Source organism: Agromyces sp. H66 (assembly GCF_004959775.1).
In the GTDB taxonomy this organism is placed as follows: Bacteria; Actinomycetota; Actinomycetes; order Actinomycetales; family Microbacteriaceae; genus Agromyces.
Window position 1 is genome coordinate 492,486 of record NZ_SJZG01000002.1, and the last position, 18,906, is coordinate 511,391.

Here is an 18,906-nt window from a genome sequence, read left to right on the forward strand (position 1 = left end):
ACTTCGGTGGGTCGCGTGACGCCCGTCGAGCGCGACTCAGCTGCTCGTGAGGATGACGAGTCGCTGCGTCGCCCGGGTCATCGCGACGTAGCGGTCGACGGCCCCCTCGATGCCGGTTCCGGATGCCTCGGGGTCGACGAGCACCACGAGGTCGAACTCGAGTCCCTTCACGTGCTGGGGGCTCAGCGAGCGGACGCGTGACGTCGGCTGGAACGTCGGGTCGCCGATGACGCAGGCGATGCCGTCGGCGTGGGCGGCGAGCCATGCGTCCAGGATCGCGCCGAGTTCGGAGGTCGATCCGTATTCGACCGGGATGCCGCTGCTGCGGATCGAGGTCGGCACGTTGGCGTCGGGGATGGCGGCGCGAATGACGGGCTCGGCCGCCGTCATGACCTCTTCGGGCGTACGGTAATTGATGTTCAGGGCGGCCAGTTCGATGCGGCGCAAACCGACCCGCTCGAGCCGCTCCTGCCACGACTCCGTGAACCCGTGCCTGGCCTGGGTGCGGTCGCCGACGATGGTGAAGCTCCGCGACGGGCAGCGGCGCAGCAGCATCTGCCACTCCGCGTCGGTGAGCTCCTGCGCCTCGTCGACGACGATGTGCGCGAACGGACCGGCGAGCAGGTCGGGATCGGGGCTCGGGAGCGCCGCGTCGTCGACCAGGGTGTTCTTGAAGTCCTGCCCGCGCAGCATCGACATCAGCAGCATCTCGGAGTCGTCGGCCGCGATCAGGTGGTCCATGACCATGTCGCGCTGCTCCCGCTCGGCGGCGGCGACGGCCTGCTGTCGGTGCCGGTGTCGTGCGGCCTCCGGGTCGCCGATCCGCTGCCGCGCGGCATCCAGGAACGGGATGTCGGACACCGTCCACGCCCGGGGATCCTCGCGCTGCAGCATCCGGATCTCGTCGGGGGCGAGCCACGGGGCGCACCTGCGCAGGTACTCGGGCATCGACCACAGGTCGCCGACGAGGCCGACCGGGTCGAGCAGGGGCCACGCACGGTTGAACGTGCGGGTCAGATCCTCATTCTGCAGCAGCGACCTGCGAAGCTGATCGGTCGGCACGTCGTCGTCGTGCTTGCGGGTCAGGATCGCGACCAGTTCCTCCCAGACCTGATCGCGCGCCTCGTTGTGCGGACTGCCGGGGTCTGCGGCCTCGAATGCGTCGGCCCAATCATCTGCGCTCAACGGCACGTCGTCCCAGTAGGTTTCGACGACCATCCCACGTGCCGGAGGCTGCTCGTACAGCCGGACGGCCGTCTCGACGGCCCTGACCAGGTCAGCCGATGACTTCAGCCTTGCGACATCCGGGTCGGCCTCGGTCGTCGCCGTGGCGCCTTCGGCGACGAGGTCCCGAATGGTGCAGGTCTGCACGCTCTCCTCACCCAGGCTCGGAAGGACGTCGGCGACGTACGCCAGGTAGGCCTGGTGCGGCCCGACGAACAGCACGCCGCCACCGCGTGCGAGTCGGGCATCCGAGTAGAGGAGGTAGGCGGCGCGGTGCAGCGCCACGACCGTCTTCCCCGTGCCCGGTCCGCCGTCGACGATCAGCGCGCCGCGGGATCCGGCGCGGATGATCGCATCCTGATCGGCCTGGATGGTGCCGAGCACGTCGCGCATCCGGGGTGAACGACTGGTGCCGAGGCTCGCGATGAAGGCGGACTGGTCGTCGAGCGCGGCGTGCCCCTTCAGCCCGTCGGGGGTGAACACCTCGTCCCAGTAGTCGCCGATCCGGCCGCGGGACCAGCGATACCTGCGGCGGCTCGCCAGGCCCATCGGGTTGGCGTGCGTCGCGCCGAAGAACGGCTCGGCAGCGGGCGCGCGCCAGTCGACCAGCAGCGGGTCGCCCGCACTGTCGGTGAGGGCGAGCCGTCCGATGTACACGGGCTTCGATCGGTCGGCGGCGTAGACCATGCGGCCGAGGCAGAGGTCGAGGCCGAACCGCCGCAGCAGACGCAGGCGCGCGGTGAGCCGGTGGATCTCCAGGTCCCGGTCCAAGGCCTGCTGGCCCGTGCGCCCGGCGGCCCTGCGCTGCGCATCCAGGCGCTCGGAGAGGTCGGCGATCTGCTGTTCGAGTCGCTCCGCGATGACCGCGAAATGCTGTTCGTCGCCGGCGATCAGCATCGGATCGGCCTTGGCGGCAAGGTGCTCGGGAAGGTTGAAGGCGTCGGTGGTCACAGAGGTCACGTCATCAACTCCGGTATCGATCTGAGGGCACGTGAAGGATCGCGCGCAGACGTTCGTCGGCAACGCGGTGAGGATGGTCGGGTAGCTCGCGACCTGTGCGAGAGCTGCCGTATCTCGGCTTCGAGCTCATCATTCTGCGCCACGAGGGGGCCCTTGCGGCAAGCCCCGGGTGCCGCAATAGACTGGAAGTGGCAGGGAGGCCAGGGGCAGATTCTTACCGAAGGCTCTACCGATAGCCTTCAGTTAGTTGTCTCTGGTTTCACGGATAGACGATTCTCCCACGCGACATCCGCCCCGCAGATCACCGCGGCAGCGATCACGTACACGAGCAGGTCGCGAGCGTCGAACACGGTACCGAGCACCAGCATCGAAGGCGGGAACGCGGCGCCGAGCGCGAGCGGGATGCCCGTGAGCTGGAACAGCTCCACCGCGACGCACCACGCCGCGGTGACCGCGCCGACGGCGAGCGGTCGCAGTCGTGGCAGCACGAGGACGACCGCGAGGTACACCGCGGCGGTGTAGAGCGCGTCGCCGGCGATGTCGCTCGCAGCGGTGTCCGGAAGGAGCGAGTGGACCGCGAGCCCGGCACCGATGACGGCCACGAGCAGCACGGCCGCCGCGAGCCGGCGTCTCGGAGTTCGGCTGGTGGCCATCCGGCCATTCTGCCGCGGACGTCTCAGCCGGGCACATCTCCGGCGAGATCGGTCTCACCCTGCGCTGAAGGCGTCGAGGAATCGATCGCGGAACGCGCTCATCGGCCAGACGGGCGCGTCCGGCGCCGGAAGCATGCCGTCCTGCCACCGCCATTCCTCGATCGACGTGAAGACGGCCGGGTCCTTCGAGATGATGCTGATCGGCACGTCGTGACCGGCGCCCTGCCCGCTCACGATCGTCGCCGGCTGGTGGTCGCCGAGCACCACCAGCACCAGGTTCGGGTCGTCGACTTCGTGCAGGAACGCGAACATCGCATCGAGCGAGTACCGGATGGACTCGGCGTACGCCTGCCGCACGCGTTCCGGATCCTGCCAGACCTCGCTCGCCGACTGCCCCTGCGCGCGCTGGGACTCGAACACGGAACCGTCGCCGACGTCGGACCACGGCACGAGCCGCGGAAGCGGCGCCCATGGCGTGTGCGAGGAGACGAGGTCGATCTCGGCCATGACCGGTTGATGGTCCCTGGCGAGCTCGTGGTCGGCGACGTACTTCCAGGTGTACTGATCGGGGATGCGCGCGTACCCGAACGACGGCCCGCGATAGCCGACGTTGTTCGCGTCGAGGAGTGTGTCGAAGTGATAGAAGGTCGTGCCGAACGACCACGGCTCCGTGTTCGAGGGAGCCACGCTCACCGTGCGCCATCCGGCTTCTCCGAATGCCTGGCTCAGCGTGAACCGATCGCTCCGGATCACCCTGCTGTAGATCGGCTGCCGGTCGACCCAGAGCCCCGTCTGGAGGGTCGAGTGCGCGAGCCAGCTGAGGCCACCGAACGTCGGAGAGGTGAGGAAGGCGCTCCGGGAGCCGTAGCCGTCGGCGCGAAGCTGTGCCTCACCGTCGCGCAGTACCCGTTGCACGCCCGTCGAGAATCCGGTCCCTTCCACGGCCACCCTGCCGTAGCTCTCGATGAAGGCGAAGACGACGTCCTTGCCCCTCAGCGAGGTCAGCAGTTCGGAACCGGCCGTGTCACGGTACGGGTCGGTCGCGATCCGGTTCGACAGGTCGGCGAGCGCGGCGACTCCGGCCGCGGCGTGTGACGCCGACGCGTTGATCGAGCGGAGGGATGCGGCCGCCGCGACCGGCTGGCCCGCGGGCAGGTTCGAGCCCGTCAGGGCCGCGACCATCCACACCGCGGTGACCGTCGCGATCGCGATCGTTCCGTGCGGGCGCTCGGGCCCGACGGCCGCGCCGACACGGAGCGCAGCCCACGCGAGCGCGACGGTCGTCCCGGCGGCGACGGCCGCGCCGAGCGCGACCAGCCCGTTCGCGGCGGCACCGCCGATCGAGCCCTGGAGGACCCCGAACGCGTCGCCCAGCTGCTGCCAGTCGAGCGGATCGAAGGGGATGTCGAGCACCGACCGGTAGCCGAAGTCGATCGCCGCGAGGACGAGCGCGCCGACGACGGTCGCACCGAAGCCGACCGCGACGAGCCCGCGTGCGCGCGGCTGGGGCAGCAGGCAGACGAGGAGCACCGCGAGGATCGACTCCACGGGAAGCCCGGCGAGTGGAGCCGGCGAGCCGTCGGCGAGTGCGCCCGGCACGAGCGGCACCACGACGAGGAGCAGGATCGCGACCACCAGGGCGACTCTCCCGCGCACCCGGTGGTGCCGAATGTGTGAACTCTTTCCCACGCTGTCTCGTGTCACTGCTAGCGTCTCCGCCGGAGGCCTCGATCGGAAGCGGGTTTGAACGTGAACACGAACTTGACTGGAACCAACAACCGGACCGTCCTCATGGTCATGCGTATCCTCAGTGCCATCGTCCTCGTCGCGGTCGGCGGAATCCATCTCTTCCTCGTCTTCGACGGCGTCGGCGGCGTGCTCGGCGTGCTCTTCGTGCTGAACGCGATCGCGGGCCTCGTGCTGGCGATCGGGATGCTCGTCCTCCGCGGACGGCTCCTGGTCATCACCGGCATCCTGAGTGTGCTGTTCGTCCTCGCGACGCTCGTGGCCCTCCTTCTCGCCCTGACCGTCGGGCTGTTCGGCATCACCGAGACCTGGGACTTCACCCTCGTTCCGGAGTCGGTCATCATCGAGTCGATCGGGGTCGTGGTGCTCGCGATCGCCACGCTGGTCGCAGTCCGCACCCCGCAGGCGGCGTGATCGCACGCCCTCCCGGTTTGAGCCGGTCGGCGCATCACTGTGCCGCATCCAGCTCGGTGCGCCGGGCGCGGCTTCGCTGCGCCAGCCACACGATGTCGCGGCCGAAGGATTCGACGAGCAGGGCGAGTGCGACTCCCACGAGCACGCCGGCGAACTCCGGGACGATGCCGGATGCCGCCACGGTCAACGCAATCCCCTGAACCGCCGTCACGACCTTCCGCCAGTAGCGGGGCGGGAGCTGCCGGCGTAGCCGGGGCAGCATCCATCCCGCCGCGACGAAGACGTAGCGCATGAGTCCGATCGCCAGCACCCACGGACCCAGGCTCCGCGCCACGTACGCGCTGAGCACGAGGAGGAGGAACGCATCCACCTCCATGTCGAACCGAGCGCCGAGCTCGGTGACGGTGCGGGTGCGCCGCGCGACCCAGCCGTCCACCGCGTCCAGCGCGAGCGCCGGGACGGTGAGGCCGATCAGGAGCGGAACCGGAATCGGCTCGACGAACGAGGCGGCGACCAGTCCGGTGATGGCCGCGACGACAGCAGATCTGGTCGCGGTGACGATGTTCGCCCATCCGAAGCGTGCGGCATTCCGACGTCGCAGCGCCCGGAGCAGCAGCGCGGTGCTCGCCGTCAGATACGCGAACGCCGCAATGCCGCCGATCGCCGGCACGTCGCCGACGACCCAGATCGCCGACACGCCGGCCGCACCGAGTACGGCCGACCCGATCGGTGCGAGGTGAACCACATTGCCTGCCATCACGTGTCCTTGTCATGGAGCATCTCACGGAGCATATTCGGGTAACGGGGGACATGACTGGAGGGTTCATCATCGAAGGAGAAACACCGTTGCCTGAGTCCGTGGCGTTCTGGATCGACGAGCCTGGCGTGGCGGCACTGCGCCGGCAGCCGATCGCCGCTGCCGGTGACGGCGAGGTGCTCGTGCGCACCCGGTACACGGGCATCAGCCGCGGCACCGAGGCGTCGGTCTTCCTGGGCCGCGTGCCGGGCAGCGAGCACGAGCGGATGCGCGCGCCGTTCCAGGAGGGCGACTTCCCCGGACCGGTGAAGTACGGCTATCTCAACGTCGGGGTCGTCGAGCAGGGGCCCGACGCGCTCCGCGGCCGCACGGTCTTCTCGTTGTTCCCCCACCAGTCGGCCTTCGTCGTGCCCGCTGATGCCGTGGTGCCCGTCCCCCGCGGCGTGCCCGCGCGGCGTGCCGTGCTCGCCGGTGCGGTAGAGACGGCGGTCAACGTGCTGTGGGATACCGCCCCCCTGGTCGGAGACCGGGTCACGGTCGTGGGTGCCGGCATGATCGGATGCTGCGTGGCACGACTTGCTCGCGGCATCCCCGGACTCGACGTCGTGCTCGTCGACGTGGACCCGTCGCGTCGCGCGGTCGCCGATCGGCTCGACGTCGGCTTCGCCGAACCCGGCGATGCGCCCCTCGGCCGCGACCTGGTCATCAACACGAGCGGGTCGGAGGCGGGCCTGCAGCTCGCGCTCGCGTCCGTCGTGACCGACGGGGAGGTGATCGAGGCCAGCTGGTACGGCGACCGGCCCGTCACGCTCGCACTGGGCGCCGACTTCCACTCGCGCCGCCTGACCATCCGATCGAGTCAGGTCGGCGCCGTGGCCGGGCGCCGACGAAGCACCCGGACGACTCGCGACCGGCTGGCGCTTGCGCTCGAGCTTCTGCAGGACCCGGCCTTCGACGCACTGCTCACGGGCCACTCCCCGTGGGGCGACCTTCCCGCCGTGATGGCCGATCTCGCAACCGGGCGGAGCACTGCGCTCTGCCACACGATCGATTGGACGGATGCCTCGTGACCTTCACCGTGACCGTGCGAGACCACATGATGGTCGCCCACAGCTTCTCCGGAGAGACCTTCGGCCCGGCGCAGCGCCTGCACGGGGCGACCTTCGTCGTCGACGCGTCGTTCCGTGCGGGCGAACTCGACACCGACGGCGTGGTCATCGACATCGGGCTCGCGTCCGAGGCGCTTGCTGAGATCACCGGCTCCCTGACCTACCGCAACCTGGACGACGAACCGGAGTTCGCCGGCATGAACACCACGACCGAACGGATGTGCCAGGTCATCGCCGACCGACTCGCCGAGCGTGCCGCAGATGGACGGCTCGGGTCAGCCGGCGCGCGACTCTCGTCGATCGAGGTCACCCTGCACGAGTCGCACATCGCGTGGGCGAGCTACGAGCGGAGCCTGTGACGGATGATGAACGCGACCGTGCACTTCATCGTCCCCGACTCCGTCGACGACGATGAGCGCGTCAGCGGTGGCAACGTCTACGATCGGCGCCTCACGGGAGCCCTGCGAGTGCGAGGTCTGGACGTGCGATTGGTGCCCGTCGCGGAGGGGCGCGTGAACGACGTGGCGCTCGCGCTGTCGGTGCTCCCCCGCAACGCCCTCGTGCTGGTCGACGGCCTGATCGCGGTGGCGGCATCGCGGGTGCTGCGTGCGCATTCGGCGCGTCTTCGCATCGTCGTGCTGGCGCACATGGTCGCCAGCGCCCTGCCGGTGATGCACGACGACAAGCGAACGGCCGAACGCGAGCGCGAGTCCCTGCACGCCGCCCGCCGCGTGATCACGACGAGCGAGTGGACCCGGTCCGAACTCGTCGCGCGCGCCTACGTCGAGCCCGAGCGGATCGCGGTGGCTCATCCGGGCACGGACGCGGTGCCCGCGGCATCCGGATCCCGATCGGGTGGACGCCTGCTCTGCGTCGGCGCGGTCGCGCCGCACAAGGGGCAGGACATGCTCGTCGAGGCGCTCGCGGGAATGACCGACCTGCCCGATTGGTCCTGCTCGATCGTGGGCTCGCTCGACGTCGACCGGGAGTTCGCGGCCCGCACGACCGCCACGATCCGATCCACCGGGCTCACGGAGCGCGTCGAGCTCACGGGGGTGCTCACGGGCCGGCGGCTCGCGGACGCGTACCAGGCCGCCGACCTCGTGGTCGTGCCCTCGCGGGCGGAGAGCTACGGCATGGTCGTCGCCGAGGCGCTCGCTCGGGGCATCCCCGTCGTGGCCGCGCGCGTGGGCGGGGTGCCGGAGGCGATCGCCGGGAGCCGTGCAGCCATCCTCACGCCGCCCGACGACCCGGTGGCGTTGCGTGCCGTCCTGCGACGGTGGTCGGAAGATCCCGGGTGGCGTGCGGGGCTGGGGGCGGAGGCACTGCGCTCGCGCACGGTCACTCGAGCCTGGGACGAGACCGCGTGGATCGTCGCCACGGTGCTGAGCGAGGTCGGTCCGGAGTCGGCCGTGATCGGATCAGAAGGGCTGGGCGTCCGATGAGCGAGATCATCGAGGTCAGCAGCGACTGGCTGGCGCTTCGCGAACAGGAGGATGCACGCGCCCGATCGCGCCGGCTCGCCCGCGACGCAGCCGGCAGGCTCGGATCGGGCCCGATCGTGATCCACGACCTGGGAAGCGGCACGGGCTCCATGATGAGATGGCTGGCGCCGCTCCTGCCCGGTCCGCAGACCTGGGTCCTGCACGACTGGAATGCGGACCTCGTCGAACGCGCGGCGGAAAGTGCTGTGCCGGTCGATCAGGAAGGACGAGCGGTCACCGTGCGCACCCGCACCGGGCAGCTCGCGCGGCTCGGGTCCGACGATCTCGAGGATGCGTCGCTCGTGACGGCATCCGCATTGCTCGACGTGCTGACCGCGGAGGAGGTGCGCGCCGTCGTGCAGGCCTGCGTCGATGCCGGCTGTCCCGCGCTGTTCAGCCTGAGCGTGACCGGCGAGGTACGCCTCGATCCGCGCGATTCTCGCGACGACCTGATCCAGGCCGCCTTCAACGAACACCAGCGGCGCCGTGTGGGCGAGCGCCGGCTCCTGGGGCCGTCGGGCGGAGCGTTCACGCACCGTCTGTTCCTCGAGGCCGGCTGGAACGTCCGGGCGGCCGCCACCTCCTGGCGACTCGGCGATCACGATCCTCGGCTGCTCGAGCAGTGGTTCGACGGATGGCTCGGGGCGGCACTCGAGCAGCGTGCCGACCTGCGGGGCGAGGGTGCCGGATACCGTGCGTCGCGTTCGTCGCAGCTGCAGCATGGTTCACTCTCGGCCGTCGTCGTGCACACCGACCTGTTGGCGTGGCCAAGATGAGCGCGACGTTGAACGCACGGGTACGCTCGGTCGTGTCATCGACGTGGTTCCGCGTCGCCGCTCGCTCGCTCGTCGGCCTCGGCCTGCTGATCGCGGTCGTCGTCCAGGTCGGCTCCGGGCCGTTCCTGCGCGGCCTCTCCAGTGTCGATCTCCGCGTGATCGCCGCCGCGCTCGCGCTCTCGGCCGCTGCCACGGTCGCGGCGGCGTGGCGGTGGAGCGTGATCGCCGAGCGACTCGGCGTCGGCCTCCGGTTGCCCGACGCCATCGGACGGTACTACCGGTCGCAGCTGCTCAACACCCTGCTTCCAGGCGGCGTGCTCGGCGACGTCGAGCGAGCCGTCACGCAGGGACGCGACTCGGGAAGCGTGCCGCAGGCCGCCCGCGCCGTCGTCATCGAGCGCACCGTGGGGCAGGTGGTGCAGGTCGCACTTGCGGTCGTCATCCTCGCGTGGTTCGGCTCGGAGTACGAGGGAGTGCTGCTCTCAGCGCTCGGCATCGGGCTCACGGTGCTCGTGCTCGCCGCGCTCGCGACGGCCGCGGCGAGCGCGCGAGTGCGGCGCGCGCTGCGACGTGAGCTCGACGAGCTCTCGGCCGGCGTGGGATCGCCTGGTGCGTTCGTGCGCGTCGTCACCGCCTCGATCGTGGTGGTCGGATGCCACGTCGCGACCCTCGGCGTTGCCGTCGCCGCAGTCGGGGCGAGCGTTCCGCCGCTCCGCCTCGCCGCCCTCGCGCTCGTCGTGCTGCTCGCCGGGTCCATCCCGCTGAACATCGGCGGCTGGGGTCCGCGCGAGGGGGTCGCCGGCTGGACGTTCGCCGTCGCCGGCCTCGGCGCGTCCACGGGGGTCGCGGCATCCGCCCTCTTCGGCGTGCTCGCGATGATCGGCGTCGTCCCGGGCCTCGTCCTCGCCGTGACGGCCACTGTTCGCCGCACTCGAAGCTCCGCACCGGCACCTGCTGTGCTTCTCGCCTGCGCTGACGGGAAGATGGGAACGTGATCGACCGGCCGTACGTGATCCTGAACGCCGCGATGTCCATCGACGGGTACCTCGACACTGCGTCGCCGCCGCGCCTCGCGCTCTCGAACGAGGAGGACTTCGATCGGGTCGACGAGGTTCGGGCGCAGAGCGACGCCATCCTGGTCGGAGCACGTACTGTGCGCCTCGACAACCCGAGGCTGCTGGTGCGGAACGAGGAGCGACGGATTCGACGCGAGGCCGAGGGCCTGCCGCCGTCGCCCTGGAAGGTGACCGTGACCTCGACCGGTGACCTCGATCCGCGGTCCCGGTTCTTCACCTCAGGACGCACGACGAAGCTGGTCTACTGCCCCCGACCCGCGGTGCGAGGCATCCGCGACCGCCTCGGTGATCGAGCGACCGTCGTCGGGCTGGGCGACGAAGTCGACATGGCCGCGCTCGTCGGCGAACTGGGTGACCGGGGCGTGCGCACGCTTCTCGTCGAAGGCGGCGGAACCTTGATCACGCAGTTCCTGGCGTCGGACCTCGTCGATGAACTCCAACTGGCGATCGCGCCGTTCTTCGTCGGCGACCCGCAAGCACCCCGGTTGATCGGCGACGGCAGGTTCCCCTGGAATCCCGACCGCCACGCGCCCCTCGCCGAGACCCGTCAGGTCGGCGACATGGTGTTGCTCAGGTACGCGCTGTCGGAGCGGTGCGTCGACTCGTTCCCCTAGGTCGGGTTCGTGACGAGAGCAACGACAGCGAAGACGAGCCGGGTGAGTCCCACGATGACGACGATGGTTGCCATCGCAGTGAACCCGACGGCACCGACCCGGATGTTGGCGCGTTTGTACATCCGGCGTGCCGCACGGCGGCCGTAGAGGGAAGCCCCTCGGGCCTCGAAGAACTCCGTTGCGGCGTCGAGGTGCCGCAGGATGTGGAGACCAAGAGCGACCAAGCCGGAACTCACGACGACGAAGATCACCAGCCCGACGATCTTGTCCACGCGGTCGTCCTTTCAGCCGAACGAGCAACACGATGATCGCTGCCGAAGCCCGTCGGCGCGCCGGCCCCGAGTGCGACTCAGGGGTCGCTCCCGAGACTCTCGGAAACGACCCCTGGTCGGCGACTTTCTCAGTCGGGATGACAGGATTTGAACCTGCGACCCCCTGACCCCCAGTCAGGTGCGCTACCAAGCTGCGCCACATCCCGATGCCATCCGATTCCTCGGAAGACAACTTGACCATCATAGCGGCATCCGCGGGCCGACTCGCGCACACCGGCGGGTTTCGAGACGCTCGCTTCGCTCGCTCCTCAACCCGCGGCTGAGCTCGCTCCTCAACCCACGACTGGGCTCGACTCGCGGCGGATTCATGCACAGCCCCTATGCGGCGCATAGGTTCGCGCCGTAGGCTCACGGGTGCCGATTGCGGCCCTACCCGCACTGCCCGCGCAGCGCTGCCAGCACGAATCCAACCAGGAGGAACCTTGTCGAACGCCATCACGCGCCGCCCCACCCTGAACATCCCGATCATCGTGCTGTGGGTCGTCTCGGTGGGCGTCGGCCTGTTCGGGTACATCTTCCTGCAGGGCGGCAACGCCGCCCAGGCGGACTTCTACAACACGGGCGGCGACGACTACCTCGAGTACCTCAACCTGCAGACGCAGAGCACCATCGGCGGGATGCTCCTGACCGCTGGCATCGTCGGCGTCTTCATCGCCCTCGCGACCCACGCGCGCAACTGGGCGGCCGCGAACGTCGCCGCGAGCCAGGCGGAGATCGACGAACTCTACGCCCGTGTGCTCGACGACGAGGAGGACGGCGACGACGGCTTCGAGTCCACCGGGCTGGGCGCCCGCGACGAGGAGACGGTCGCCGCCGAGGCGCCCGAACCCGTCGAGGCCGAGCCGACCGCACCTGAGGCCGACGGTCCGAAGGACCCGACCGACCGCGCCTGAGCCACCGCGCCTGACGCGACCCGCGGCCACGCCACGCGACCCGCGGCCACGCCACGCGACCTGCGGGCGCTCAGAGGTGCTTCCGCACCTCGTCCATGAACGCCCGCGGGTCGTCGACCCAGATGCGCACTCCCGTGATGGTCTGCTCGCCGCCGTTCGCTCCCCCACCCGGCAGTCGCACGGCGATCGGTCGCTCGAGCTCGATCTCGATATCGGTCGCGTCCTGCATGCGGTAGACGAGGGTGCGCGACGCATCCAACCCCTCCTGATCCTGCCGAACGGTCTCGTCGAACCGCGGTGACTTCGGCTCGTCGACACGCCGCCGGTGCTCGACCGAGGCGATGTCGTCCCAGCTGAACGGCAGGTCGACCTCGAGTCCGTGCCGCACGCGGATGCCGTCGGGGCCGACCGTGTGCGGCCGCATCAGGTATGCGCACAGGAGCCCGAACATCCAGGTCACACCCCAGATTCCGAGCACGAGGAACGCGATGCGCACAGCCGGCCACCGGTGCACGATGAGGTCGACGATCGGGATCTCGACCGCCGACAGCCCGATGAAGATGATGAGCACCGTCAGCACGGGCTTGTGGTAGCCGAACCCCGCCGCACCCGGTGCGATCGCCGGTCGCCGGGCGATGAACCGGCCGATGCTCGCGTAGATCCTGAGTTCGAGCATCAGCGCACGCGTCACCAAGATCCAGCCGCGTCGCCAGACGGATGCCTCCCGCCGGGCCTCCACCTCCACGCTCATGCCGAGGACTCCGCACGGTCGGCGCGACGCGCCTCGTCGTCGGCCACGAGCGCCCGCAGGCGCGCGGCGATCGCATCGACGCCGCGTTCGAGCGCGGGCCGGTCGGCCGGCGCCACCGCGCCGAGGAGCTCCGCCGAGATCTCGGCATGCTCACGCTGCATCCGCTCCATCATGCGCCGAGCGGATGCCGCGAGCGACACGATCGTGGCACGCCGGTCGGTGGGGTGCGGCGAGCGGGTGACGAAGCCGCCCGCCTCGAGCGCGTCGACGAGCCCGGTGATGTTGCGCGGGCTGACACCGAGCCGCGTCGCGAGCGCCTGCTGCGTCGAGGGCCCCTCGTGCTGCAGGTCCCAGAGCAGTCGGACGCGCGCGGCGGAGAGCGGCGTGCCGTCGAACGCGCGCGCCATGTCCTTCTGGAAGAGCTCGCTGATCTCGAGGAGTCGGTCGAGCACGGTGATCTCGGTTGACATATGCTGATGCTACTACATCATTACCTCACTTCATGATCAGCAGGCGTCCCCGCCGGACGGCACGCCGGGCTCGTAGGCTGGCCGTGTTCCGATGAAGATGTCGGCACTGCACGCTAACGTGGCGGCATGCCCACCGCGGTGACCGACGAGACGCATCCGACCGATCTGCGCATCCTTCCCGCGAACGAGGTGCCCTTCGCCGACGTGGCGGCGGTCTTCGGCACCAAAGGCGACCCCGCGCACTGCTGGTGCCAGTGGTTCAAGATCCCCGGCCGTGACTGGCGTTCGGTCGGCGACGACGGGCTGCGCGACCGACTCGAGGCCCAGCTCGCGGCATCCGACTCCGGTCCGGGCCTGCTCGCCTACGATGGCGAGACACCCGCCGGCTGGTGCGCCGTGGAACCGCGGCCAGGCCTCGTGCGCCTCGCCCGCAGTCGCATCGTCGCCGGCGGCACCGCGCACCCCGACTTCACCGACCGCGACATCTGGGCCGTCACCTGCTTCGTCGTGCCGAGGGCGCACCGGAAGCGCGGCATCGGCACGGCGCTCGCCGAGGCCGCCGTCACGTACGCACGCGAGCGCGGCGCGCGCATCATCGAGGGTTACGCGGTGGATGCCTCGCCGCACGAGAAGCACGCGGCCGCCGACCTGTTCCATGGCACGGTCTCGATGTTCGAGGCGGCCGGCTTCACCGAGGTCGCAAGACCCACCCGCGACCGCGTCGTCATGGAGCGGCGGCTGCACGGCTGAGCCCAGCCGCCGAGCTGCCCGAGGCAGCACCCGGCTCACGCATCGCCCCGTCAGCCTTCCGTGATCTACTCGATACATGGGTTCGTTCGTCGACGCCGGATTCCGCGCCCTGTCGCGGGGGCATGCGGCGCTCCTCCGGTTGAGCCGATGGCACCTCGGTGCCAGGGCCGGCAGCATGCCGATCGTCGAACTCCACACCACCGGGCGACGGAGCGGCCAGACCCGATCGGTCGTGCTCTCGGCGCCCATCGTCGACGGCGATCGAGTCGTGCTCGTGGCGTCGCGAGGCGGTGACGACCGCCATCCCGACTGGTACCTGAACCTCGTGGTGAACCCGCGCGTCGAACTCACGATGCGTGGCGTCGCGAGGCCGATGACGGCGCGGCCCGCCGACGACGCGGAACACGCCGAGCTGTGGCCGAGGGTGGTGCGCGCCTACCGGGGCTACGCGGGCTACCAGCGCCGCACGAGCCGCCGCATCCCGCTCGTCATCTGCGAACCCCGCGACTGACCACGCAGCGCCGACGGGCGGCGTCACCTCACCGCGCCGCCCACCTCTCGGCCGCACGCCGCAGTTCGCGCCTGACCGCCGTGAGTCCGTGCACGTGCGCCGAGGCACGCCGGTCGGCGGCGGCGGCCAGGTGCTCGAGCAGCCCGGCCGGCTCGCCCTGATGCGCGGCGTGCGCAGCCGCGCGGCGCGCGTGCTCCGCGAACAGCAGTTCGTCGCGATGGTCGCCGAGCACGTCATGCAGGCGTTCGCCGGCCTCGGCGAGCGCCTCCGCCCTCGCCCCGAACAGCACCACCGGCTCGGTCGTCACGGCCTCAGCGGCGTACCGCAGGCGCCGGCCGGCCTTACGCACGGCGTGCAACTCGTCGGGGTCCGCCGACGCCGTGAGCCGCTCGGCGCGAGCGACCGTGCGCCTCCCCTCGTGCGCGAGGAGGTCGCCGAGCACCTCGTGGGCGGGGCCGGCGGCGAGCGGCGTGAGCGGCGGGGCGTCGAGGAACTCGGCGAGCACGAGACGCCGTGCCGTCGCGCGCGGCATCCGTTGGCGCTCCACGAACCGCGCGTGCGCGAGCCGGTGCGTCTCGAGCTCGGCGGCGACGAGCCGTGCCCGTACCACCGCGCGCTCCCGTGCGCGCGCGTGGTCCGCGTCGAGCGCGTCCCGCGTGCCGTCGGCGTCCTCCCCCTCGCCGGCCTCCTCGAGTGCGCGCTCGGCCACCTGCACTCGCACCTCGATGTCTCGCACGGTGCCGAGCTCGCGGCCGAACTCCCGGTACCGGCGGCGGATCCCTTCGGCGACCGACGCGTCGAACAGCGGCGCGTACGCGGCGAGCACGCTGCGGAGGCGACGCACGTGCGTCCGGAGCTGGTGAATCGCGTCGGGTTCGTCGGCGATCGCGGCGGGCTCCAGTGCGTCGAGCCGTTCGCCGATCGCGCGCAGGGCGGCGACGATGGCGGTGCCGGCGTCGGAGCCGGCGACATCCGACGGGTCGACCTCGTCAGTCACGAGCGAGCCCGTGCCGCGCCATGAGGTCGCCGTCGCGCTCGAGGCGACGCAGCACCTCGTCGGGTCCGAGCTGCGTGACGCCCGGCTCCAGCTCCTCCCACTCGCGCGGCGCGGCCACCCGCGGGGCCTCGCGGCCACGCATCGTGTACGGCGTCGCCGTGGAGCGGGCGGCGCTGTTCTGGCTCCAGTCGATGAACACCCGGCCCACGCGCTTCTCCTTGCCCACCTCGGCGACGAGCGCGTCGGGATGCGCCACAGCGAGCTCCTTCGCCACCGTGCCGACGTAGCCGTGCACGGCGCGCGAGGTGCGTCGACCGCTGAGCGGCGCGTAGAGGTGGAGGCCCTTGCCGCCGCTCGTCACCGGCCACGCGTCGAGATCATCCTCGGCGAGCCGGTCGCGGATGAGGCGTGCGGCGACGACGCACTCGTCGAGCCCCGCACCCTCGCCCGGGTCGAGGTCGACGACGAGGCGGTCGGGATTCCGGATGCCGCCACGCGGGCCCGCCCGCCACTGCGGCGTGTGCAGCTCGACGGCCGACTGGTTCGCCATCCACTCCAACCCCCGGACATCGTCGATGAACGGGTAGTTCACGAGCTTGGCGGGCTTCGACGATCCGGGATTGGACGAGAGCGGCATCCGCCTGAGCCAATCGGGGGTGTACTTCGGCGCGTGCTTCTCGAAGAAGCGCACCCCGCCGACGCCCTCGGGGAAGCGGATGCGCGTCACCGGCCGGTCGGCCAGCTGCGGCAGGATCACGTCGGCGACCGCGCGATAGTACGCGACGAGGTCGCCCTTCGTGAAGCCGGTCTCGAAGAGCCGTCGCTCGGGATGCGTGATCCGCACGGCACGGCTCGATGATCGGGTCATAGGGCGAACCTCCGTTCCTCACCGGTGGCGAGTTCGAACTCGACGCCCTCGACGACGATGCGGATCGGCGCCGCGCGGCCCTCGGCCGAGGTGATGCGCAGCTCGTCCTGCGAGAGCCGCACGCTGAGCGCCTGGTCGCGGTAGACGAGGTGGAACTTGATGGAGCCGATCTCGGCGGGCAGCAACGGGTGGAACCACAACCGGTCGCCGCGCATCTCGATGCCGGTGCAGCAGCGTGTCACGAGGTCGACCGATCCGGCCATGGCCGCGATGTGCACCCCCTGCCGGGTGGTGCCACCCTGGATGTCGGCGAGGTCCGAACGCAGGGCCTCCTGCAGGAACCTCCAGGAACGCGCACGGTCGCGCCGGGCCTCGAGCCAGGCGTGCACGACGTTCGAGAGGGTCGACCCGTAGGTGGTCGCCGCCGAGTACCGCTCGACCGTGCTCACGACCGCCTCGGGTGGAAGCTCGTAGCCCATGTCCTCGAGGATCTCGCGGAGCTCCTCGGCCGACAGCAGGTAGAGCAGCATCAGCGCGTCGGGCTGCTTCGAGACCTGGTAGCGATTGGTCGTGTCGCCCTCGGCGTTGAGGATGAGGTCGAGTCGGCCGATCCAGCCGTACCGACGCCGGTAGGCGTCGAGGTCGATGGGCTCGAGATCCTGATAGCCGTCGAACTGCGAGAGAGTGCCGTCGTCGTTGAACACGACGGTGAGCCGGCGCGCGATGCGTTCCCACTCCGCGGATTCCCCGGGCGCGATGCCGAGGCGCTGCCAGGCGAGCCGACCCGGATGCTCCCGCAACACGTCGAGCGTCGCAATCGCGCGCCGGAGCACCCACGACGTCATCACGTTCGTGTAGGTGTTGTCGCGCATGCCCTCGCCGGGGCGGTCGAGATAGCCGTCGTGGAACTCGTCGGGACCCATCACGCGATCGATCGAGTACCGGTCTCGCGCGGGGTCGTAGACCGCGATCGAGGCGAAGAACCGTGCGACGCCGAGGATGAGGTCAGCTCCCTGATGCAGCAGGAACTGCGTGTCCCCCGTCGACTCGTAGTACTGCCACGCGCTGTAGGCGACCGCGAGGCCGACGTGGCGCTGCAGGCGCGAGTTGTCGGGGATCCATGTGCCGCTGAGCTGGTTGAAGAGCGCGCGCGGCGTGACGTCGTCGCCCGCGATGCCGCTCTGCCACGGGAACATGGCGCCGGAATGCCCTGCCCGCGCGGCGGCGACCCGGGCGGCACCCAGCCGGCGGTGCCGGTAGGCGAGGAGTGCCGGCGTGAGGGGCGGTCGGCGCATCGTGATGAACGGGTACACGTAGAGCTCGTCCCAGAACACGTGGCCGTCGTACGCCTCGCCGTGGAGTCCGCGAGCCGGAATGCCGGCGTCGAGGTCGGCGTTCACGGCGTTCAGCGTCTGCAGCACGTGGAACGCGTTGAAGTGCAGCGCGAGCGCCTCCTCGCCCGGGGGGTGGAGTTCCACGGCGAACTCGAGCCACAATCGCTCCCACGACTGCACGTGCTCCCGCAGGAGCTCGTCGAACGACGCGGTGCCTGCCAGGCCGTCCGCGGCGGCATCGGCCGGCGCGAGCACCGCGCGGTCGCGGGAGGTCGAGACGCACGCGACCTTCTCGATCACGAGCGGCGTGCCGCCCGTGGCATCCACCCAGAACTCCTGGGCGACCGCACCGCGCTCATCGGTCTCGAACGAGCGGTCGGCTTCGATCGCCTGCGCCCCAAGTTGCACCGTCGTGCGTGCGGCCGTCGCGATGCGGATGTTCGAGCGTGCGGTCTCCACCTCGAGGAGCACCGTGTCGCCCCCGCACTCGCGCAGCTCGATGGGGTGCAGGTGCCGATGCGTGCGCGGGGAGTGATCGGGCATGTTGGAGTTCGTCACGCGACCGTCGATGCCCGACCGCACGGTGACCGGCCCCGACCAGTTCACGGGCAGGATCGAGACGCGCATGGCCGCGATCTGCGGATCGGCCTGCGAGACGAACCGGTCGCTGCGCACCGTGGTCACGCGACCGCGGGCGTCGCGGAACGTGAACCGCCGGGTCAGGATGCCGTGGCGCACGTCGAGTTCCTGCCGGAACTCGCCGAGGTCGGCCTCGTCGAGCGCGTCGAGTGAGAACCAGTCGCCACCGTCGAGCCGGAACCGCAGGTGCAGCCAGTTCGGCGCGTTGACCATCTCCTCGTCGGACATCGCCATGCCCTCGACCTGCCAGTCCACGACGTCGTAGACCCCGGCGAAGTACGTGCCCGGGTAGTGCACGTCATCGGCCGCCGACTCCTCGCCGGCGCCGCGGGTGCCCCAGTACCCGTTCGCGAGGGTGCAGAGCGCCTCGCGCGTGCCCTCGTGGGACGGAAGGTAACGGTCGAAGCCGACGACCCAGGTCTCCGCGTCCGCCGTTCCGTCGTGCGGGTGCGCGACACCGCAGACGCGCTCGTCGAGTGGGCGAAGCGATGCCATGCCCCAACGCTACGCCGCGGCATCCGCTCAGTGCCGCAACCGCACGGGCCGGA

20 protein-coding genes and 1 tRNA gene are annotated in these 18,906 nt (G+C 70.6%); 10 read left to right on the forward strand and 11 right to left on the reverse strand.

Features of this window, described 5'->3' with window-relative positions; genetic code table 11:
• Positions 1-36: 36 nt before the first annotated feature.
• From helR to EZM51_RS05680, 3 genes are all read right to left on the reverse strand, one after another.
• Positions 37-2,184 (reverse strand): RNA polymerase recycling motor ATPase HelR, encoded by a 2,148-nt coding sequence (gene helR, locus EZM51_RS05670; RefSeq protein ID WP_136707253.1) that lies wholly within the window; start codon positions 2,182-2,184, stop codon positions 37-39.
• Between the two features lie 239 nt (positions 2,185-2,423).
• Positions 2,424-2,837 (reverse strand): DUF2809 domain-containing protein, encoded by a 414-nt coding sequence (locus tag EZM51_RS05675; protein ID WP_136707254.1) that lies wholly within the window; start codon positions 2,835-2,837, stop codon positions 2,424-2,426.
• Between the two features lie 54 nt (positions 2,838-2,891).
• Positions 2,892-4,472 (reverse strand): CDP-alcohol phosphatidyltransferase, encoded by a 1,581-nt coding sequence (locus EZM51_RS05680; RefSeq protein ID WP_211195820.1) that lies wholly within the window; start codon positions 4,470-4,472, stop codon positions 2,892-2,894.
• Positions 4,473-4,634: 162 nt separating this feature from the next.
• On the opposite strand from EZM51_RS05680, the gene EZM51_RS05685 reads away from it, so the two are divergent.
• Entirely contained in the window at positions 4,635-4,997 is a 363-nt protein-coding gene (locus tag EZM51_RS05685) for a hypothetical protein (RefSeq protein ID WP_248305479.1), read from the forward strand.
• Between the two features lie 34 nt (positions 4,998-5,031).
• Here EZM51_RS05685 and EZM51_RS05690 read toward each other — a convergent pair whose 3' ends face one another.
• Positions 5,032-5,754, reverse strand: coding sequence for a CDP-alcohol phosphatidyltransferase family protein (locus EZM51_RS05690; protein WP_136707255.1), 723 nt, complete (start codon positions 5,752-5,754; stop codon positions 5,032-5,034).
• A gap of 89 nt (positions 5,755-5,843) precedes the next feature.
• Here EZM51_RS05690 and EZM51_RS20795 point away from each other — a divergent pair, with 89 nt between their 5' ends.
• From EZM51_RS20795 to EZM51_RS05715, 6 genes are read left to right on the forward strand one after another with little or no spacing between them, the layout of a single operon-like run.
• Positions 5,844-6,824, forward strand: a complete 981-nt coding sequence (locus EZM51_RS20795; RefSeq protein ID WP_248305480.1) for a zinc-binding alcohol dehydrogenase — start codon at positions 5,844-5,846, stop codon at positions 6,822-6,824.
• Positions 6,821-7,222: a 6-carboxytetrahydropterin synthase gene (locus tag EZM51_RS20800; protein ID WP_211195821.1), complete on the forward strand. Its 402-nt coding sequence runs from the start codon at positions 6,821-6,823 to the stop codon at positions 7,220-7,222. Before EZM51_RS20795 ends, EZM51_RS20800 begins: the two co-directional genes overlap by 4 nt.
• Before the next feature lie 3 nt (positions 7,223-7,225).
• Positions 7,226-8,308 carry a glycosyltransferase family 4 protein gene (locus tag EZM51_RS05700; RefSeq protein WP_136707256.1) on the forward strand — a complete coding sequence of 361 codons (1,083 nt, stop codon included), beginning with the start codon at positions 7,226-7,228 and terminating at the stop codon, positions 8,306-8,308.
• On the forward strand, positions 8,305-9,123 hold the full coding sequence (locus EZM51_RS05705) for a class I SAM-dependent methyltransferase (protein ID WP_136707257.1): 819 nt from the start codon (positions 8,305-8,307) through the stop codon (positions 9,121-9,123). The genes EZM51_RS05700 and EZM51_RS05705 overlap by 4 nt, the downstream gene beginning before the upstream one ends.
• On the forward strand, positions 9,120-10,118 hold the full coding sequence (locus EZM51_RS05710) for a lysylphosphatidylglycerol synthase transmembrane domain-containing protein (protein WP_136707258.1): 999 nt from the start codon (positions 9,120-9,122) through the stop codon (positions 10,116-10,118). Before EZM51_RS05705 ends, EZM51_RS05710 begins: the two co-directional genes overlap by 4 nt.
• Positions 10,115-10,813 carry a dihydrofolate reductase family protein gene (locus tag EZM51_RS05715; protein ID WP_136707259.1) on the forward strand — a complete coding sequence of 233 codons (699 nt, stop codon included), beginning with the start codon at positions 10,115-10,117 and terminating at the stop codon, positions 10,811-10,813. The genes EZM51_RS05710 and EZM51_RS05715 overlap by 4 nt, the downstream gene beginning before the upstream one ends.
• Here EZM51_RS05715 and EZM51_RS05720 read toward each other — a convergent pair.
• Both EZM51_RS05720 and EZM51_RS05725 read right to left on the reverse strand, forming a co-directional pair.
• Positions 10,810-11,085 (reverse strand): hypothetical protein, encoded by a 276-nt coding sequence (locus EZM51_RS05720; protein WP_136707260.1) that lies wholly within the window; start codon positions 11,083-11,085, stop codon positions 10,810-10,812. The two genes, EZM51_RS05715 and EZM51_RS05720, sit on opposite strands and share 4 nt — an antisense overlap.
• Before the next feature lie 132 nt (positions 11,086-11,217).
• Positions 11,218-11,291 (reverse strand) — tRNA-Pro (locus EZM51_RS05725).
• Positions 11,292-11,567: 276 nt separating this feature from the next.
• Here EZM51_RS05725 and EZM51_RS05730 point away from each other — a divergent pair.
• Positions 11,568-12,038, forward strand: a complete 471-nt coding sequence (locus EZM51_RS05730; RefSeq protein WP_136707261.1) for a hypothetical protein — start codon at positions 11,568-11,570, stop codon at positions 12,036-12,038.
• A gap of 70 nt (positions 12,039-12,108) precedes the next feature.
• On the opposite strand, the gene EZM51_RS05735 is transcribed toward EZM51_RS05730, so the two are convergent.
• Positions 12,109-12,789, reverse strand: a complete 681-nt coding sequence (locus tag EZM51_RS05735) for a hypothetical protein (RefSeq protein WP_136707262.1) — start codon at positions 12,787-12,789, stop codon at positions 12,109-12,111.
• Positions 12,786-13,259: a MarR family transcriptional regulator gene (locus EZM51_RS05740; RefSeq protein ID WP_136707263.1), complete on the reverse strand. Its 474-nt coding sequence runs from the start codon at positions 13,257-13,259 to the stop codon at positions 12,786-12,788. Before EZM51_RS05740 ends, EZM51_RS05735 begins: the two co-directional genes overlap by 4 nt.
• Before the next feature lie 126 nt (positions 13,260-13,385).
• On the opposite strand from EZM51_RS05740, the gene EZM51_RS05745 reads away from it, so the two are divergent.
• Both EZM51_RS05745 and EZM51_RS05750 read left to right on the forward strand, forming a co-directional pair.
• Complete coding sequence (locus tag EZM51_RS05745) at positions 13,386-14,009, forward strand: GNAT family N-acetyltransferase (protein WP_136707264.1); 624 nt, start codon at positions 13,386-13,388, stop codon at positions 14,007-14,009.
• Between the two features lie 76 nt (positions 14,010-14,085).
• Positions 14,086-14,520 carry a nitroreductase/quinone reductase family protein gene (locus EZM51_RS05750; protein WP_136707265.1) on the forward strand — a complete coding sequence of 145 codons (435 nt, stop codon included), beginning with the start codon at positions 14,086-14,088 and terminating at the stop codon, positions 14,518-14,520.
• A gap of 28 nt (positions 14,521-14,548) precedes the next feature.
• Here the strand turns inward: EZM51_RS05750 and EZM51_RS05755 are convergent, their stop codons facing one another.
• From EZM51_RS05755 to EZM51_RS05765, 3 genes are read right to left on the reverse strand one after another with little or no spacing between them, the layout of a single operon-like run.
• Positions 14,549-15,517 carry a CHAD domain-containing protein gene (locus EZM51_RS05755; RefSeq protein ID WP_136707266.1) on the reverse strand — a complete coding sequence of 323 codons (969 nt, stop codon included), beginning with the start codon at positions 15,515-15,517 and terminating at the stop codon, positions 14,549-14,551.
• Positions 15,510-16,385, reverse strand: coding sequence for a non-homologous end-joining DNA ligase (gene ligD, locus EZM51_RS05760; protein WP_136707267.1), 876 nt, complete (start codon positions 16,383-16,385; stop codon positions 15,510-15,512). The genes EZM51_RS05755 and ligD overlap by 8 nt, the downstream gene beginning before the upstream one ends.
• Positions 16,382-18,853 (reverse strand): glycosyl hydrolase family 65 protein, encoded by a 2,472-nt coding sequence (locus EZM51_RS05765; protein WP_136707268.1) that lies wholly within the window; start codon positions 18,851-18,853, stop codon positions 16,382-16,384. Before EZM51_RS05765 ends, ligD begins: the two co-directional genes overlap by 4 nt.
• Positions 18,854-18,906: the final 53 nt, after the last annotated feature.

Excerpts from the sequence above, each read along its gene's own strand:
- EZM51_RS05750 (WP_136707265.1), top strand. The coding sequence starts at position 14,086 with ATGGGTTCGTTCGTCGACGCCGGATTCCGCGCCCTGTCGCGGGGGCAT.
- EZM51_RS05690 (WP_136707255.1), bottom strand. The coding sequence starts at position 5,754 with ATGGCAGGCAATGTGGTTCACCTCGCACCGATCGGGTCGGCCGTACTC.
- EZM51_RS05700 (WP_136707256.1), top strand. The coding sequence starts at position 7,226 with ATGATGAACGCGACCGTGCACTTCATCGTCCCCGACTCCGTCGACGAC.
- EZM51_RS05710 (WP_136707258.1), top strand. The coding sequence starts at position 9,120 with ATGAGCGCGACGTTGAACGCACGGGTACGCTCGGTCGTGTCATCGACG.
- EZM51_RS05675 (WP_136707254.1), bottom strand. The coding sequence starts at position 2,837 with ATGGCCACCAGCCGAACTCCGAGACGCCGGCTCGCGGCGGCCGTGCTG.
- EZM51_RS05705 (WP_136707257.1), top strand. The coding sequence starts at position 8,305 with ATGAGCGAGATCATCGAGGTCAGCAGCGACTGGCTGGCGCTTCGCGAA.
- EZM51_RS05765 (WP_136707268.1), bottom strand. The coding sequence starts at position 18,853 with ATGGCATCGCTTCGCCCACTCGACGAGCGCGTCTGCGGTGTCGCGCAC.
- EZM51_RS05740 (WP_136707263.1), bottom strand. The coding sequence starts at position 13,259 with ATGTCAACCGAGATCACCGTGCTCGACCGACTCCTCGAGATCAGCGAG.
- EZM51_RS05735 (WP_136707262.1), bottom strand. The coding sequence starts at position 12,789 with ATGAGCGTGGAGGTGGAGGCCCGGCGGGAGGCATCCGTCTGGCGACGC.
- EZM51_RS05745 (WP_136707264.1), top strand. The coding sequence starts at position 13,386 with ATGCCCACCGCGGTGACCGACGAGACGCATCCGACCGATCTGCGCATC.
- EZM51_RS05685 (WP_248305479.1), top strand. The coding sequence starts at position 4,635 with ATGCGTATCCTCAGTGCCATCGTCCTCGTCGCGGTCGGCGGAATCCAT.
- ligD (WP_136707267.1), bottom strand. The coding sequence starts at position 16,385 with ATGACCCGATCATCGAGCCGTGCCGTGCGGATCACGCATCCCGAGCGA.